The organism is Daejeonella sp. (genome assembly GCF_046590655.1).
Lineage (GTDB): Bacteria > Bacteroidota > Bacteroidia > Sphingobacteriales > Sphingobacteriaceae > Daejeonella.
Genome location: NZ_JBKJUM010000026.1, coordinates 1 through 17,849 on the forward strand (window position 1 = coordinate 1; position 17,849 = coordinate 17,849).

Annotated in this window: 13 protein-coding genes and 1 tRNA gene; 9 read left to right on the forward strand and 5 right to left on the reverse strand. The window is 41.4% G+C overall.

Annotated elements, in window-relative coordinates:
• Positions 1–61: 61 nt before the first annotated feature.
• On the reverse strand, positions 62–295 hold the full coding sequence (rpmB, locus tag ACLL8Z_RS02455; protein ID WP_411273166.1) for a 50S ribosomal protein L28: 234 nt from the start codon (positions 293–295) through the stop codon (positions 62–64).
• A 487-nt stretch (positions 296–782) separates the two neighbouring features.
• On the opposite strand from rpmB, the gene acs reads away from it, so the two are divergent.
• The 5 genes from acs to ACLL8Z_RS02480 all read left to right on the forward strand — a co-directional run bounded on the left by acs (position 783) and on the right by ACLL8Z_RS02480 (position 7,288).
• Positions 783–2,690: an acetate--CoA ligase gene (gene acs / locus ACLL8Z_RS02460; protein WP_411273167.1), complete on the forward strand. Its 1,908-nt coding sequence runs from the start codon at positions 783–785 to the stop codon at positions 2,688–2,690.
• A 393-nt stretch (positions 2,691–3,083) separates the two neighbouring features.
• Complete coding sequence (locus ACLL8Z_RS02465; RefSeq protein ID WP_411273168.1) at positions 3,084–3,269, forward strand: CsbD family protein; 186 nt, start codon at positions 3,084–3,086, stop codon at positions 3,267–3,269.
• Between the two features lie 249 nt (positions 3,270–3,518).
• Positions 3,519–4,301, forward strand: a complete 783-nt coding sequence (gene surE, locus ACLL8Z_RS02470) for a 5'/3'-nucleotidase SurE (protein ID WP_411273169.1) — start codon at positions 3,519–3,521, stop codon at positions 4,299–4,301.
• Between the two features lie 12 nt (positions 4,302–4,313).
• Positions 4,314–5,468 carry a lipid-A-disaccharide synthase gene (gene lpxB / locus ACLL8Z_RS02475; RefSeq protein WP_411273170.1) on the forward strand — a complete coding sequence of 385 codons (1,155 nt, stop codon included), beginning with the start codon at positions 4,314–4,316 and terminating at the stop codon, positions 5,466–5,468.
• Between the two features lie 86 nt (positions 5,469–5,554).
• Positions 5,555–7,288, forward strand: coding sequence for a gliding motility-associated C-terminal domain-containing protein (locus ACLL8Z_RS02480; RefSeq protein ID WP_411273171.1), 1,734 nt, complete (start codon positions 5,555–5,557; stop codon positions 7,286–7,288).
• Positions 7,289–7,392: 104 nt separating this feature from the next.
• Here the strand turns inward: ACLL8Z_RS02480 and ACLL8Z_RS02485 are convergent, their stop codons facing one another.
• A complete protein-coding gene (locus ACLL8Z_RS02485) occupies positions 7,393–7,893 on the reverse strand; it encodes a DUF2911 domain-containing protein (RefSeq protein ID WP_411273172.1) in 501 nt (166 codons plus the stop codon).
• A gap of 202 nt (positions 7,894–8,095) precedes the next feature.
• Entirely contained in the window at positions 8,096–9,439 is a 1,344-nt protein-coding gene (locus ACLL8Z_RS02490; protein ID WP_411273173.1) for a Gfo/Idh/MocA family protein, read from the reverse strand.
• Positions 9,440–9,709: 270 nt separating this feature from the next.
• Here ACLL8Z_RS02490 and ACLL8Z_RS02495 point away from each other — a divergent pair.
• From ACLL8Z_RS02495 to ACLL8Z_RS02510, 4 genes are all read left to right on the forward strand, one after another.
• A tRNA-Ala gene (locus ACLL8Z_RS02495) sits at positions 9,710–9,783 on the forward strand.
• A gap of 725 nt (positions 9,784–10,508) precedes the next feature.
• Positions 10,509–12,092 carry a sensor histidine kinase gene (locus tag ACLL8Z_RS02500; protein WP_411273174.1) on the forward strand — a complete coding sequence of 528 codons (1,584 nt, stop codon included), beginning with the start codon at positions 10,509–10,511 and terminating at the stop codon, positions 12,090–12,092.
• A 16-nt stretch (positions 12,093–12,108) separates the two neighbouring features.
• The gene (locus tag ACLL8Z_RS02505; protein ID WP_411273175.1) at positions 12,109–12,549 is read left to right on the forward strand and encodes a response regulator; all 441 of its coding nucleotides are present in this window, start codon (positions 12,109–12,111) and stop codon (positions 12,547–12,549) included.
• A gap of 180 nt (positions 12,550–12,729) precedes the next feature.
• Positions 12,730–14,448 carry an ATP-binding protein gene (locus ACLL8Z_RS02510; protein ID WP_411273176.1) on the forward strand — a complete coding sequence of 573 codons (1,719 nt, stop codon included), beginning with the start codon at positions 12,730–12,732 and terminating at the stop codon, positions 14,446–14,448.
• A 1,165-nt stretch (positions 14,449–15,613) separates the two neighbouring features.
• On the opposite strand, the gene ACLL8Z_RS02515 is transcribed toward ACLL8Z_RS02510, so the two are convergent.
• Together ACLL8Z_RS02515 and ACLL8Z_RS02520 are read right to left on the reverse strand one after the other, a co-directional pair.
• Entirely contained in the window at positions 15,614–16,174 is a 561-nt protein-coding gene (locus tag ACLL8Z_RS02515; protein ID WP_411273177.1) for a hypothetical protein, read from the reverse strand.
• Between the two features lie 676 nt (positions 16,175–16,850).
• The coding region (locus ACLL8Z_RS02520) for a transposase (protein WP_411273178.1) at positions 16,851–17,849 on the reverse strand (999 nt) is incomplete at its 5' end.

Here is a 17,849-nt window from a genome sequence, read left to right on the forward strand (position 1 = left end):
GGGTATATATAGTTATAAAGTATTAAGTTATAAGTTACACGCTTGACTTAATACTTTATAACTATATATACCCTTTTTTAAGGAACTTATTAATTACGGCAGTGATGCCATTTTTGCTGATGGTTTTGATCGCTGAAGTTGAAACTTTCAACGTGATCCATCTATTTTCTTCTGGAATGTAAAACTTTTTTACATGCAGGTTAGGGTAAAATTTACGTTTAGTTTTTACGTTCGAATTAGAAACGTTAAAACCATTCATCGCCATTTTCCCGGTTAAATCACAAATTCTCGACATGACTCTATGTGTATCTTTATTATTAATCCAACTCTCTAAAGAGTTTGCAAATATCGGGAGAAAAAATTAGATACGCAACACTTGTGAGAAATTTAGTAAAAAAGCGGGGAGGAGACGTGCGAGCGATTTGGATTATGGTGTCCTAATATTCGGCAGCGCACAAAAAAAGATAATTTGGAAAGCAGGGCCAGCAATCAATTGGTTAAGGCAGCCGGGTGCTCTGCAGAGCACGGGACTATTACACGACTGGCGTTAATTTCTCACCCTGTAGGTGTATGCCCCCTGTGATCCTATGTCTATTTCGTAATATTATTCTTATTGATGGGTACATACACATTATTGGTGTACATAATTCTTCCCCGTCACAAATCTCTACACTATATTACCCCGTCTGCTTGCATACTATATCTGAGAAAACTATTTTTACCACACAAACGATTACTCATATCGCATTACACTATGAGAAAATTAAATTTATAAAAGTATAATGGATCTTCGTATCAATTCTTTTGACGATTACAGACGCATTTATGATTATAGTGTAGCGGAGCCTGAAGATTTCTGGGCCAGTGTGGCTGATACTTTTGTATGGCAAAAGAAGTGGGATAAGGTATTAGAGTGGAATTTTGTTGAACCTAATGTTCAATGGTTTAAAGGGGCTAAGCTCAATATTACCGAAAATTGTCTCGACCGCCATTTGGAGAAGGACGGTGATAAAACCGCTATTATTTGGGAACCCAATGATGTAGACGAACATTACAGGAAGTTTAGTTATAAGGAACTGCACTTTAAGGTTTGTCAATTTGCGAATGCCTTAAAAAATAATGGCGCGAAAAAAGGCGACCGGATATGTATTTATATGCCCATGGTTCCGGAGCTGGCGATTGCTGTTTTGGCCTGTGCAAGGATCGGGGCAATACACTCTGTAGTGTTTGGCGGGTTTTCCGCGCAATCTATTGCCGACCGGATTAACGATGCAGAGTGCAGCCTGATTATAACCGCTGATGGTGGTTTCAGGGGCCCTAAAGACATTCCATTGAAGAATATTATTGATGATGCGATTGTGCAATGTAAGTCTGTTCAGAAAATAATAGTTCTAACCCGTACACGTACCCCGGTTTCAATGATCAAAGGGCGTGATGTTTGGTGGGAAGATGAGATAAGGAAGGTGGAAACTCAGGGAAACCCTCTTTGTGAAGCAGAACCGATGGATTCAGAAGATCCTCTGTTTATTTTATATACTTCAGGATCGACAGGTAAACCAAAGGGCGTGGTACATACATGCGGCGGTTATATGGTTTATACGGGCTATACTTTTAGCACAGTTTTCCAGTATGAACCCGGCGATATTCATTTCTGTACCGCCGATATCGGATGGATTACGGGACACTCTTATATCGTCTATGGCCCATTGTCTCAGGGAGCGACCTCACTCTTGTTTGAAGGAGTTCCGACCTATCCTGATGCAGGCCGTTTCTGGGATATTGTAGACAAATTCAAGGTTACTATTTTATATACTGCACCGACAGCTATCCGTTCTCTCATGAGTTTCGGAGACGAGCCTTTGAAAGGAAAAGACCTGAGCTCCCTTAGAAAACTCGGTTCGGTTGGCGAGCCAATAAATGAGGAGGCCTGGCATTGGTATAATGAAAATATCGGCAAAGGCAATTGCCCAATAGTCGACACCTGGTGGCAAACGGAAAATAGCGGAATTATGATCTCACCTATAGCAGGTGTAACGCCCACCAAGCCGGGTTATGCCACTCTTCCATTGCCTGGAATCCAGCCATGTTTGGTTGACGAGCATGGCAGCGAGCTTACAGGAAATGGTGTTAGCGGCAACCTGTGTATTAAATTCCCATGGCCGGGTGTTATTCGCACTACCTGGGGCGATCACGAACGTTGCCGTACCACGTATTTTGCGACTTATCCTAATATGTATTTTACAGGCGATGGTTGTTTGCGTGATGAGGATGGATATTATCGAATAACTGGTCGTGTAGATGACGTGATAAACGTTTCAGGTCACCGAATTGGAACCGCTGAGGTTGAAAATGCAATTAACATGCATGCCGACGTAATTGAAAGTGCTGTTGTTGGCTATCCTCATGAAATCAAAGGTCAGGGGATCTACGCTTATGTGATTCTTGGTACTTCTACTCATGATCATGAACTTACCCGCAGAGATATCCTGCAGACAGTTGCACGTATCATAGGTGCAATTGCAAAGCCTGATAAGATCCAGTTTGTAACTGGCTTACCAAAAACCCGCTCAGGAAAAATCATGCGTCGCATCCTTAGAAAGATAGCTGAAGGGGAAACTTCAGTCCTCGGAGACACGTCTACATTGTTAGATCCTAATGTGGTGGAGGAGATCAAGGGGGGAGCGTTATAGAAAACACAACAGAGATCAAGGAACAAAGATCAAGGACGCGTTACAGGAGGTCCCGGATTTCGCCGGGATGACAATGCATTTTTTGAGTTGGGTAAGGGGGAGAAGTGGCTGCAGTCAGCAGCCACTTCTCCCCCTTACATTTTTGCTAAGTTGTAGTTGTCATCCCGGCGAAATCCGGGACCTCAACGCTTTTCGCCTGCCTTTTGTTTTCGCTCCTTATCACTATAGAAAAGTCAGGACCTCAAGCCCCTTACCTACTGGTCACACGTTTTCGCTCTTTGCCACCTCGAAAAGCTTATCCACCTCATGTCTTGATTCTTGGCTCTTTAATCTCTCCTCAAACATTTTCACCCCTAACCCTGTTTATTATTTATAAACATAAACACTACCACTATGGACAAGTTAGAATTAAAAGGCAGATGGAATGAGATGAAAGGTAAGGTTAAACAGGCTTATGCCGATATGACAGACGATGATCTCCGATACGAAGATGGTAAAGACGATGAGCTTTATGGAAGATTGCAGCAAAAAACCGGCAAGACACGCGAAGGCGTTATCGACTGGTTAAGAAGCTTGTAAGAGCCTCGCTTCGCTTAAAAGGTTACCAGTTACCAGTTGCCAGGCTGGTTTGATAAGCATACGACCAAGAGTATTACATGGTAAAGAAAGCATCATAAAAGTTTTCCGAAAGATCGGGGAGCTTTTTTTGTTTCGTTTTAAGACAATTCGATTTTCTTTCTTAGGTGCATAGACGATTAGCCTGGCAACTGACAATGGGCAACAGGCAACCATCTGCGAGCAATGCGAAGCATTTTTTGTATTTTCGTCATGATGAAAAATAAGCCGACCATACTTGTAGTAAACGATGATGGAATTACTGCGCCGGGAATAAAAGCCTTGATTGAGGTAATGCAGGGACTTGGGAAAGTTGTAGTAGTTGCACCCGACGGGCCACAATCTGCCACCGGACACGCAATAACTATAGCCAAACCATTGAGACTGGATGGAGTTGATCTTTACGAAGGAGTAGAGATGTATAAATGCTCAGGCACACCGGTTGACTGCGTAAAGCTGGCTGTAAATAAAGTCTTCAAAGGCAAGAAGCCTGATCTTTGTGTTTCGGGGATCAATCATGGATTGAATAACTCCATTAACATATTATATTCCGGAACGATGTCCGCTGCAGTTGAGGGAGCTATCGAAAGCATTCCTTCTATCGGCTTTTCGCTCGATGATTTTGAGCTCGATGCCGATTTTCGTCATTGCAAGAAATATATTGAAATAATTACTAAGCAGGTCATGAAGAATGGTCTGGGGCTGGGAACTTTGCTAAATGTGAACTTCCCGAAAGGTAATGCAATCAAAGGGATTAAAATATGCCGCCAGGCAAACGCAAAATGGGCTGAAGAATTTGATGAGCGCCTGGATCCTCATAAGCGAAAATACTATTGGCTAACCGGTGTTTTCCAAAATAACGATCATGGGGAGGATACTGACGTATGGGCACTGGAAAACGGATATGTATCAGTCGTTCCTGTGCAGTTCGACATGACCGCCCATCATGCCATTCCGATACTGAATACCTGGAATTTCATTAATAATCCTGATTAATCGCTTTTGCAGATGAAGTATTATCTCATTGCCGGAGAAGCGTCCGGAGATCTGCATGGGTCAAATCTTATAAAAGCACTTAAGAAGGAAGATCACCAGGCAGAATTTCGTTTTTTCGGCGGTGACCTCATGAAGGCAGAGGGCGGGGAATTAGCTAAACACTATTCAGAAATGGCTTTCATGGGATTTGTTGAAGTAATTGCCAATCTCAACACGATATTTAAGAATATAAAAATTGCTAAGCGCGATATTTTAGCTTACAAGCCCGATGTAATTATTCTCATCGACTTTCCCGGCTTCAATATGAGAATCGCTCAGTTCGCAAAGAAGGAGAACATAAAGGTATTTTATTATATCTCACCAAAAGTATGGGCCTGGAACCAAAAGCGGGTTTTGAAGATAAAAAAATACGTCGACCGGATGTTTTGTATCCTGCCTTTCGAGGTTGATTTTTATAAAAGCTGGGGCATGGATGTCGACTATGTCGGTAACCCAATTCTAGATGCTATTTTAGACAGTATCCCGGACGATCAGTTTAAGATTAACCATGATCTCGATGTGCGGCCCCTGATTGCATTATTGCCTGGCAGCAGAAAGCAGGAACTTGACCGTGTATTGCCGGAGATGATTAAGGCAGCAGACAAGCTTCCAGGCTTTCAATTTGTTATTGCCGGGGCGCCAACGTTTACTGCGGAAGATTATCTGCCGTATTTAAATGGGCGTAAGATTCCTGTAATATTTAATGCTACCTATAATCTGCTTAGAAACTCCAGGGCCGCTGTCGTAACGTCGGGAACTGCAACTCTCGAAACAGCACTTCTCAAGATCCCTCAGGTAGTTGTTTATAAGGGCAACTCTGTGTCCATAGCAATAGCACGATTACTTGTTAACATCAAATTTATTTCTCTGGTGAATCTGGTAATGAATGAAGCAGTAGTAAAGGAGTTGATCCAGGAAGACTGTAATAGTACGATGATTGCCCGGGAACTTGATATGATTTTAAATGATAAGTTATACCGGACTGGTATGCTCATAAACTATGATGAGCTTGGCCTTAGAATGGGTTCCTCAGGTGCTTCAGAGCGGGCAGCAGGACTTATGGTCGGATACCTTGGTGGGACTACATCCCCTTCCCGCCAACCAACAACAAACTTTCTTCGTATATAAAATCGGGACATCATTATGCAACAAACCGTGGTGCGGCTTGTTTACATGTCTGTCTGAAATTAAGCATAGATTTCATAACTTGATATATGTTTTATAGGATCCTGATTCTATGCTATTTGTTCCTTACTGGTTTTCCGGGATATGGACAAGTTGTAACAGAGTGTCCTAAAAATATTGGCTTTGAAAGTGGCACTTTAGCCAATTGGGAATGTGCGATAGGTAGCATATCTCAAACTGGTAATATGGTTCCGAATGCAGTGCGTCCGGCATTTTTGACGTTAGTGTCTTCTGGCCCTATCTTAAACCATCACACAGTAATCCGGTCCGGCGGTAAGGACTTTTACGGAGGATTCTCAACAAATGCGCCTAATGGCAGCGACAATGTTGTTCAATTAGGGAATGATTCTCCGGGCCGCGGGGCCGAACGGATTAGTTATACCATAGACGTGCCAGCTAACGTTAGCGATTATTCTATCATTTTTAATTATGCGGTGGTCTTTGAGAGCCCTTCGCATCAATACGACGAGCAGCCAAGATTTACCGCAAGAGTTTTTGATGTTTCCAGTAATACAACGACAGAATGTGGCTCTTTTGAGTTTGTTGCGTCGGGAGGTTTGCCTGGATTTAAAGATTCACCTGAGCGCAGTCGTAATCCGAGCAGCGGCGGAGGCGGTGGAGGTGGAGGCGGGGGCAGGCCGGTACCAGTCTTGTACAAGGAATGGTCTCCGGTTCTGGTTAACCTTTCTGCTTATCTCGGAAAAAGGATAAGACTCGAATTTACAACTAATGACTGTAGTCTGGGAGGGCATTTCGGATATGCATACATAGATTTTGACGAAAATTGTTCGATCCCGGTAACGGGAAATATAACCTGTCCAGGCATTCAAAGTATAACCTTGAAAACTCTTCCAGGATTTTTTGGGTACCGCTGGTATAATGCGGAGACTTCAGCACTCCTGGGCACGGCTGACAGTGTGGTCTTGTCACCAGTTCCGCCTGTGGGTACCCGAATTGCAATTGAACTCATTCCTTACCCGGGTTTAGGTTGCCAGCAAACACTTTATACGACCATTGGTGGCATGTCTATGAATATTATAGACCCGCCGCCTGATTGTTTTAGTGTTGACCTGACAGATTTTTCACTAAAATCTGGAAACAGTTCCGACCTGACATACACCTACTGGACTGATCCGCGGGCTACCATCCCCCTGACAAATCCACGGCGTGTAAGTGTTTCCGGTACATATTATATCAGGGGACGAAGTTCATCGGGTTGCTTTCTAATCAGGCCGGTGAGAGTTAATATTATTGAAGTTCCCCCTTTGATACTAACCCGGATATTAGAGGCGGTACATCCCGCAACGGTTGATATGACTACAGGATTCCGGCGAAATGAGGAGATAAATTATTCATTCTGGAGCAATAGTACGGCAACGATCCCTATTCCCGATCCAACACAGGTTGGCCGAAAAGGAATTTATTATATTAAAAGCACTACTAAAGAAGGTTGTATTTCGATAGCCCCTATATTTGTGGATATAATAATTCCGGACTATGTTATCCCCAATATGTTTACGCCGAATGGAGATGGGATAAATGATGAACTCACCGTACTTATTAGCAGCGCTGTTGATGTAAAACAATTTAAGATATTTAACCGCTGGGGCGATATTATATATGTCACAGCAGATATCAATAATTATTGGACTGGCTTCCGCGACACCTCCCAAATGCCCGTTGGAGTGTATTATTGGGTAATAGATGGTGTTCTGGATTCGAAGCGATATTTGAGGTCGGGGTACGTGACGTTGGTGAGGTAGAGGTTAATTTACCAACGAATATAAGTTGCCAGTTACCAGTTACCAGGCTGGGTGGACTAGACGCTTAGTCTGGTAACTGGCAACGGGTATCCCAATTAAATTCATTATTTAACGAGGAAATTCACCAGATACTCCCCCCAAACCAGTGAAACCACACCTGTCTTAGCAATCTTAAACGTCATCCGTTCAGAAAATGCCGGTGCTTTGAGAGTTTTAACTGTAAATCTTAAGGCATCAGCTTTCATATCATACTCTGTTCCTGACTGGTTCCAGGTTTTATTGAGGATGATCACCCATTCTTTTTGTCCGGGAATCGAATACAAACTGTATTTTCCTTTTGGTAATGTTTTACCGGCAATAGTAACATTTTTGCTTACTTCGAAAACAGTAGCTTCATTTGCGCCAGTACGCCAAACCTGTCCCCATGGGGCGATCTCTTTACCGATGGTTCTTCCTTTAATGCCGGGTGAACTATAATCAATACTGATCTTAGCACCTGACGTAGTGGTTTGTGAAGCTTTAGCTGCCGGACTAGGTCTTTGTGCGCATGCAGTAAGTCCGTTAAAAAGGCCGGTAATTAATAAAAGTGTGAATATTTTTTTCATCTGTATATAATTTTTTTTTAAAGGTGATGAACCTGCCTGCCGGTAGGCAGGGCTATCATGATTTTAATATTCATGCCCCTGTGGGTTTGGCAAAATCATGATGGTTTCATAAATAAGGGTTTTAAACAAATATATATAAGGTAGCTATCATTAAGGAAATTGAATGAAATTATTACCTTGGAAACTATTCGGTGAGTTCCAATCAAATTTTTGGCAGCTTCCATCCATTATAATAACGGGCTTTCATCAATTGATTGGCCTCAGAATCTGTGAATTCATTTTTTGATGCATCCCAGTATACTTTTTTACCTGTCTTATAGGCGATGTTACCCATTTGCGCATTAATTGCTGCAATGCTTCCGGTTTGGATCCCGCATTTTAAACGAGAGGGGTCATTGTTTGTAATGGCATCCACAAAATTGACGGCATGCGCTTCGTGAGCATTTTTTTCAGGCTTGCGATGCAATACTTCTTCTGTTTTGTTCATCTTCTTACCATCCTTGTTTTCCGTTTCCGGTATCACTTTCCATCCACCGCGGTTGACAACGAGTGTCGCATTGTTTCCAATAAATGCGATACCTTCGGTAGACCCATAGTTGCCGCCGTCAATGCCTGTTGCATGTTCCCAAAGCATGTTGAACCCTTCATATTCATAAACAGTCTGAAGGGTGTCAGGGGTTTCTGATGCATCGTCCGGGTAGGCAAATTTGCCGCCTGAAGCCATAACGGATTTTGGTGCTTTTACTCCCATTGCAAATAAGGCAATATCAATTTCGTGCACACCCCAATCGGTCATCAGGCCACCCGCATAATCCCAGAACCAACGAAAATTAAAGTGAAAACGATTTTGATTAAAGTCGCGCTTTGGAGCCGGACCTAACCACATATTATAATCAACTCCTGCAGGAGGAGGGCCGTCGGCAACTTTTGGTACCGGTTTCATCCAGCCCTGGTAGGCCCAGCATTTCACCAGTCTGATTTGTCCTAATTTGCCTGTCTTTATATAATCAATTGCTTCAGCATATTGTGATCCGGATCGCTGCCATTGTCCAACCTGCACGATTTTCCCATATCGTTGCTGTGCTTTCACCATAATCTGGCATTCCTCTATGGTATTAGCTATCGGTTTCTCAACATATACATGCTTGCCGGCTGAAACAGCGTCAACCATATTCAAGCAATGCCAGTGATCGGGAGTGCCAATAATTACCACATCAATGTTAGGATCTTCCAGCATTTTGCGATAGTCTTTATACGTCTTTGGCTTCGTTCCGCGTAGTTTAAATACATCTCCTACACGCTGGTCAAGTACACTTTGGTCAACATCTGCTAAAGCCACACAATTAACCTGAGGAAGTTTCAACTGAGCATTCATGTTCGACCAACCCATACCCTTACAGCCAATAAGACCGAAATTAATCTGGTCAGAGGCGGGAATACTACGGGTATAGCGGCCAAAATCTGAAGCGCTGAGGATTTGTGGCATACTGATTCCTGCTCCTATGAGCATAGTATTTTGAATAAATTTTCTTCTTGAATTATCCATAATTACTTTTTGAGCTGTTTATGCCAGAATCTTACCAGAGATAATAATCTCAAATTTCAGGCGATAATAATCTCATAAATTTAATTAAATAATATTGAAATGAAAATTAATTGGCTTTTGAAAAAGAATAGAGATAACCTCCATATGTGGAACAATAAAAAATGCAATTCAAGCATATAAAATTCTAAATGATCATTTCCAAACTTGAAATAGTCGTTTAAAATGCTGATAATTGTAGCTGGGATCAATTCAACTAATTTATTCCAACATGGGGGATTAGCTCATTTGGCTAGAGCGCTTCGCTGGCAGTGAAGAGGTGATCGGTTCGAATCCGATATTCTCCACGGAACAAGCTCTGGGTAACTCCAGGGCTTTTTTTGTTAAAAGTGTGACGCAAAGTCGCAGTTCTGATTCTAAACTCACACACACAAAACCTTTATTAATACAGGTAAACCACCACTCCGAATACCTCAGGGATCGTCAAAGCAAACAGAGCTTACTAAGAATAATCGGAATTCAAAGCTACTAAGGCTTTCAATGCGTCATGCCAGATCACGCTTTCCATTAGTGCTTCCCCCCTTGGTTTAAGAGTTCAGCGCAGCGCTCTTAAATCATTTGATAAAATTAAGGACTCTGTCTGGCAACTAAGTAGAACCTGCCATTAATGACTCTAATATCGCAGTTGAACTATATTTATTTATGGCTACAAGATATCGTTTCGGAGACAGCGCTGTTCCACATTTTATAACATTAGGAGTGGTTCACTGGATCGACGTATTCAATCGGGAATGTTAAGGAAATTGTAGTCGACAGCCTGAAGTATTGTATCGAAGAGAAGGGCTTGTGAATTAGTAAGCTCGATCCGATTGCTGAAAAAAGACGGGTTCATAGAATTCATTTTATGATAAGCACCAAAGTAAAACCGTTCGATATATGCCTTAACAACAGAAATTTGCCTAGGTACGCAGAACTATCGTGACTTCGAAAAGATTAATAAATCCCGTAATTTTGAGTAATTTTATAAAGGCGCTGATTGACAGGCGAATCGAATGAATCAGGATAGGCATATATGAGTGAGAGAAAATCAGATGCATTATCCATTGCGAATGAACAACTTGCGTTGCAAAACAAAGAGAAAGCCAGCAGGGCAGCAGAACTCGTAATTGCCAATAAAGAACTTGCTTTCCAGAATGATGAAAAGAAAAAACGAGCTTCAGAGCTGTCCATCGCCAATATTGAGCTTGCCTTTCAGAATGACGAAAAGGAAAACCGAGCCGCTGAACTAATCATTGCCAATAAAGAACTTGCTTTCCAGAATAAAGAAAAGAAAAGCCGGGCATCAGAGCTGATTATCGCCAACCAGGAACTTGACTTCCAGAACGAGGAGAAAGAGAAGCGTGCGGCAGAGTTAGCCATTGCTAATGAAGAACTCGTTTTTCAAAATAAAGAAAAGGAAAAACGAGCACAAGAACTGATTATAGCCAACCAGGAGCTTGCTTTCCAAAACCAGGAGAAAGAAAAGCGTGCGGTAGAGTTAGCCATCGCGAATGAGGAACTTGTTTTTCAAAATAAGGAAAAGGAAAGCCGGGCATCCGAGCTGATCATTGCTAACCAGGAGCTTGCCTTCCAAAACCAGGAGAAAGAGAAGCGTGCCGCGGAATTAGCAATTGCGAATGAAGAACTTGTTTTTCAAAACAAGGAAAAGGAAAGCCGGGCATCCGAGCTGATTATTGCTAACCAGGAGCTTGCCTTCCAAAACCAGGAGAAAGAGAAGCGTGCCGCGGAATTAGCAATTGCGAATGAGGAACTTGTTTTTCATAGTATAGAAAAGGAAAAACGAGCGCAGGAACTGATTATTGCTAATAAAGAGCTTGCTTTCCAAAATAAGGAGAAAGAAGAGAGAGCAGTAGAGTTAATCATCGCTAACCGGGACTTAGTTGATCGTACTGCACAGCTGCAATCCGTTAACAATGACCTTGGATCATTTTCATATTCAGTTTCGCACGATTTACGCGCCCCGATCAGAGCTATTAGCGGATACTCGAAAATTTTGGTTGAGGATTATGGAGACGTATTGGATCCTGAAGGAGTAAAAATTCTTTATTCTATTATGAGCAATTCAAAAAAGATGGGAGAACTTATTGATGATTTGCTTGCATTCTCAACACTGGGAAGAAAACAGATAGTTTTTTCGGAAATTAATATGATTGCTCTTGTTGGATTGGTTATTGAAGAAGTATCATATCAGGAGGGTCAAAACATACCTGAATTTAATGTTACTCATCTTCCAACTGCTTTAGGAGATCAGTCTCTGATTAAACAAGTGTGGATTAATCTGATTTCTAATGCCATTAAATATTCCCGGTATAAATCAAACACGCGTATCGACATAGGAGCTTACACAAAAGACAGCTCAGTTGTTTATTATGTAAAAGATGAGGGCGCAGGGTTTGATATGAAATATTACGATAAGATCTTTGGGGTTTTTGAGAGATTGCATTCCCAGGAGGAATTTGAAGGCACAGGTATTGGACTGGCCATAGTACAAAAAATAGTGCATAAACACCAGGGGAGTGTATGGGCAGACTCAGAATTAAATATAGGGGCATCCTTTTATTTTAGCCTCCCGCAGAAACTCTCAGAAAGAATTTAACACTTAGAAAAAAGAAATGAACTTCAACGACATTGAGATTTTATTTGCAGAAGACAGTTTGGATGATGCAAACCTCACGATTCGGGCGCTTAAAAAAAGCGGCTTTACAAACAATTTATATCATGTTAAAGATGGAGCGGAAGCCCTTGATTTCATCTACTGCCAGGGTATCTTTGCTGCACGTAATATCATGGAAAAGCCCAAACTGATCTTACTTGATCTTAAGATGCCAAAAATATCCGGCCTGCAAGTGCTGGAAAAATTAAAATCCGATCCGGACCTTAAATCAATTCCTGTGGTAATACTCACTTCATCTAAAGAAAACCCGGATGTTGAAAAATGCTACTCTTTAGGCGCAAATAGTTATATAGTAAAGCCAGTAGATAGCGATAATTTTTTTAATGCTATAAAAGAAATTGGCTTATACTGGATGATATTAAGCCAGCCACCTCAGTAAGATACAACTTAAAGCTACCATACTACCCTGTTTAACAGCCTCTTTGTAAATATATATAAATAGAAATCAGCGTTTCGAAAACCATTCACAAGTCTGCGGGCTACTTTTCGGCGAAAATATTGCAACGACTGCAATCAATTAGATTCGAAAACTGGAAGTGTTTTTGAGAATTCGAATAATATGAGTAATATCCTTAATATACTTATTGTAGAAGACAACCGATTTGATGCAGATCTTATCAATCGTGAGTTAAAAAAGTCAGATCTGAATTTTAATTCTCAAATTGTTCAAGCTCCGTCCGAGTTTGAGAGCGCCTTGGATGCATTCAAACCCGATATAATTTTATCTGATTACTCTCTTCCATCTTTTGATGGCGCTACTGCCTTTCGGATCAAGCAAAGTAAATACCCATATATTCCATTTATTATCGTTTCCGGTGTTATTGGAGAAGAGAATGCTGTGGAACTTATAAAGAGTGGCGTTACAGATTTTGTTTCAAAGGATAAGTTATTCACCTTAGTTCAAAAAATTCATCGGGCATTAAAGGAGACCAAAGAGCGGGAAGCACGGGAGGATATTGCTCAGAAATTAAAAATACAATCCAGCGAATTAATAACAGCTAATAAAGAGCTTGTTTTTCAGAACCAGGAGAAAGAAAAGCGTGCTGAAGATTTATTGGCAGTTTACTCTGATTTAAAAGTTCAGAAGGATAAATTAAGGAGAGCAAATAATCTCCTTATAAAGCAGGAAGAAAAAGTTAATATTATTAATCATGAGCTCTCCCAACTGAACCTGGAACTTGAAGAAAGGGTTGTCATAAGGACTCAGGCCTTGTTAGAAAGTGAAGAGCGTTTTCATACCATGATGGAAACTATCCCACAGATAGCCTGGACGAATACGGCTCAAGGCAACGTGACCTTTTACAACCAGCGATGGTATGACTACACTGGTTATAATTATGAGGGAACCCTCGCAACTGGATTAAAGGGAGTCATTCATCCGGACGACATACAAAACTTAATACATAAGTTTCAGGCTATCCGAAAAACGACTGAGGGTGGTGAATTTCAGGTGAGAGCAAAACGTGCTGACGGACAGTACCTATGGCACTTAATCCGTTTAATGCCTATAAAGTATGAAGACGGACAGGTCCAGATATGGGTTGGTACAGCCACAGATATACATGAACTTAGATTATTGCAGCAGCAGAAAGATGATTTTATTAGAATTGCAAGCCATGAGCTCAAGACTCCGGTCACAGCTCTGAAAGCCTCTTTACAGCTTCTTAATAGAATCAAGCATGACCCTTCTCCTAACGTTTTGCCTAAACTTATCGAACAGGCTAATAAAAGTTTGGAAAGAGTAAGTGTACTTATTCGGGATTTATTATATGCAAGTACGATTAATGAAGGTCAGCTTCCTTTAAATCAAAAGACATTCGTCCTATCCAAATCAATTGATGAGTGCTTCCACTACATCCGTTTGGATGATCTGTTTACCATTACTGTGGAAGGTGATCTTAAGCTTGAAGTTTATGCAGATGCCGAACGGTTAAACCAGGTGGTGATTAATTTCATCAACAACGCAATGAAATATGCTTCTCGTTCAAAGGAGATTAATATTGTTATTGAAAGGATAGATAATATGGCTAAAATATCAGTTATTGATAAGGGTCCGGGCGTTCCACCTGAGAAGATACCCTACTTATTTGGTCGGTATTACCGCGTGGACAACACCGGAAGTCAATATTCTGGTTTAGGACTTGGTCTTTATATTTCTTCCGAAATAATAAAAAGGCATAATGGTCAAATAGGTGTGAGCAGCGAACTTGGTAAGGGCAGCACATTTTGGTTTACGCTGCCTTTGTTGCGGCAAGGCAAAATTGTTGACTCTAAGTAACCTGACGGTGTTCAATTCCGGCAGTCCTGAAGTAGGCATCCAACATCAAGCCCCCTTGGTTTAAGAGTTCAGCGCAGCGCTCTTAAATCATTTGATAAAATTAAGGACTCTGTCCGGCAACTAAGTAGAACCTGCCATTAACGACTCTAATATCGCAGTTGAACTATATTTATTTATGGCTAGAGGATATCGTTTCGGAGACAGCGCTGTTCCACATATTATAACATTAGGACTGGTTAACTAGATCGAAGTAATTAGCCGGGAATGTTACAAGAAAATTGTAGTCGACAGCCTGAAGTATTGTATCGAGAGAAGGAGTTGTGTCTCCACGCATGGGTGATCATGACAAATCACCTTCACATAAATATTGCAGTGCTACTGATTATTGTGAACAAGGTTCAGGCTTGATATGTATTGAGATATTGTGATCTTTGGACAGAGTCCTGATTTTTATAGCACGATTTAAGTCGTCCTGCGGAAGACTTAAACAAAAAGGTGTTTTAATTGTAGACGAGGATGATTATTGTGAACTTACCAATCTTCGGAGTCCATAGCGTGTAGCTAATATTAATAACGCTACAGAGCTAAAGATGATAAATAAAGTTCCGAATTGAGTTCTCTCCCTAGCGAATAAGAATGCTAGAACCCCGATTATAAGTTCGATAGCTATTACAAAAGGAACTTTTCTTAGCATGAGAATAGAATTTATTTTAAAGATAGCAAATAGCGGACTAAGTCACAAATTATTAATCCCAACCCATTCCCATCCTCTCTTAGTGGCTTACAAGGAGAAAGTGATGGTCGAAGTGCTCACTCAAGTCTGACGTCGATCGCTAATCAACTTTAAATTAAAGTAGTAACTTTATATAAAACAACATCAACATGTACTACGGTCTTATTCCATTATTCCTGGCGCCAATATTTATTTTATGGGTTTTATATCATTTACTTATAAAAAAGGATCTGAAGAAATATCGAACTGAACTCTTCGCTGGTGTAACGTTTATTGTAATCTGGGCAGTAATATATATAGCGATCACTTAAGGTTCCTTCATTAGTAAAATTGGTTGGAGGAAATTGAATAAGAAGCTGCCGGTTAAAGCAGCTTCTTAAATTACCAAATCATCGATTTGTCCTCAATCCTGATTCTTGGCTCTTGACTCCACTAAAGCACCACTTCCTCCGTAGTAACATTACCAGGCATATCCGCCGCACTCATAATGAGCTTTGTGCCGGGTAGTGTTGCGTTCTCAGCAGTGGCTGTATAGATCCAGTCGGCACCGTTGGCTGAAAGAATTGCCAGGCCCTCTTCGATCGTACTATCTGCACAATCTTTGATGACCAGCTTTACCCATTCAACCTTGAAATCGTCTACCACACGAATGCTGATCTTATCGCCGGCCTGGCCGGAATACTCAGAAACGTTGTGTTTCGTGATTTGAGGTGCTTTGCAAAAGTCGGAAAGCGCAAGATTGAATGCTGTTTGGTATCCTTTTACCTTCGCCTGGTAAACAGCTTTTATTGCCTCATCGGCAATCACGGTTTTTGCATAAAGTATGCCCTCGGCAAAAGTCTCCCGTATCTCCTGTTGTCGGGGCGTATTAGCGTCCCTTCTTTTGTAAGGACGGCGGGCGATTATTGTTTTATCGCCGCGGCGTCGGTAAACTAGCTTCTTGCCGAATTTACCACTTGACCCTTCTAACAGGTCGTTTTCTAATAGTTTCATGATATTAAAATTTAAATGAAAAAATCTGTTTCACATTGATATTACCGGTAATTAATGCTTGATCAAATATACGGCACCTGTGAACTAAATTATTCAAAATCAGACGTTTAGCGCCTGTTTTGACTGCTATTGACTGCTTTTGACATGTTATGTCATAAAATGTCCGTTACATGATTTGAGTAGGGAAGTGATGATGACGTTTAAGGCTAATGTACCGCTGATATGTCGCTCAAACACCAGTTCTTATCGCTCATATGTCGCTCGGATACCGCTGTTTGACCGCTGTTTTATCTGTTTAGAGAGGGTCTGGAAAGGGTGTAGAAAATGTGTAGAAGGGCTGACAACTCCCCTTGGAAAAAGGGCAGCAGGAAACGTACACACCGTAAAGTCCAGCCAGTGCGGTACGTATGCTCCGCGGGCCGAAGGCTAGCCCCTCTACACCAGCTAGGCGCTAGGTACGTTTCTTAAGCCTAAGCACAGAATCTCCGTTCACCGTCATTCCGCATCGGCTGGTGCGGGCTGCACAGTCCAAGCCTAAACAGTAACTTCCAGAGCATCAGGCGCAGCGGTGGGGTTTCCTGCCTGCCGGCAGGCAGGTGGTTCTTTTGACCTAAGTGACCGTTGCACAACATACCGTATCGAAGGGGGCTTGATATTGAAGTGTTGTTTTGTTGTGTTAATTAAATTTGTATATCAATTTCGGATTTGGGTCAAAGATTTGAATCAAACTCATCATCATATTTGTGGCCAGTGCTATCGTTAAGGTCAAACTCTTTTGTACTAAGTTGCCTTGTTCCAGTTCTCTTTTTGGTCTTTGGGTGTATTTCAATAGCTTCTTTAGATTATAAGCTATCGCTGCCATCATCAAGCATTTATTTGCCTGTGATCTGCCAATAGTATTTACTCGTTTCATTCCCAGGAAGTTTATCAAAGTGCCAATCACTGGCTCTACTGTGCTTTGTCGCTGCTTCATTAAAGTTCGGGCTTTAGGAGATTCCATCCTTAAGTGCATTCTCTCATAATAAGGTCTGTCAATTGACTCTCGAATCTTAGCCCCCTGCTTGCCATAAGCACTACAGGTCTCTTTAAAGGAACATGTTTTACATATTGCCCTCTCTAATCGATATTCTTTGTTATAATATTTGCCAGCCAGATAAGTGCCACGGTAGGTTAAGTGCTGATTGTTTTTACATTCGTAGTAATCTCCATCTTTATGGTAAGGAAAATCCTCCCTTTCATAAATAAACTGAGTACGGTTTGGAATGTACCCTTTAATATTATTCTCCTCAAGCGACTGGAGTGCTTTGCCGCTACTATAACCTGTATCTGCTATAATTTCCTCCACTGTTAAGCCCAACTCCTGAAGGTTATTTTTTAGCTGATGAACTACTTCGGGAAGACAATCACTATCCCTAATATCTGCAGTGAAAGCCTGAATATGGGTGATGGTATGTGATGAGGTATCTACACTAACCTGACCTAAATAATTCAAAGCAACGGCTTTTCCTGGCTTTACAGAGATCTTAGCTTCAGGGTCGTTCCTATTATAGTGAGTCTCATTTGCTGGATGCTGTTTTTGTTTAGAACCTTTAGGAGGTTCTAACTTAGCAATCGTTTTTGGCTCTTCCAGATCATTTTCGGTTAGTTCCTTTGCGAAGTCCTCCGCATCATTCAT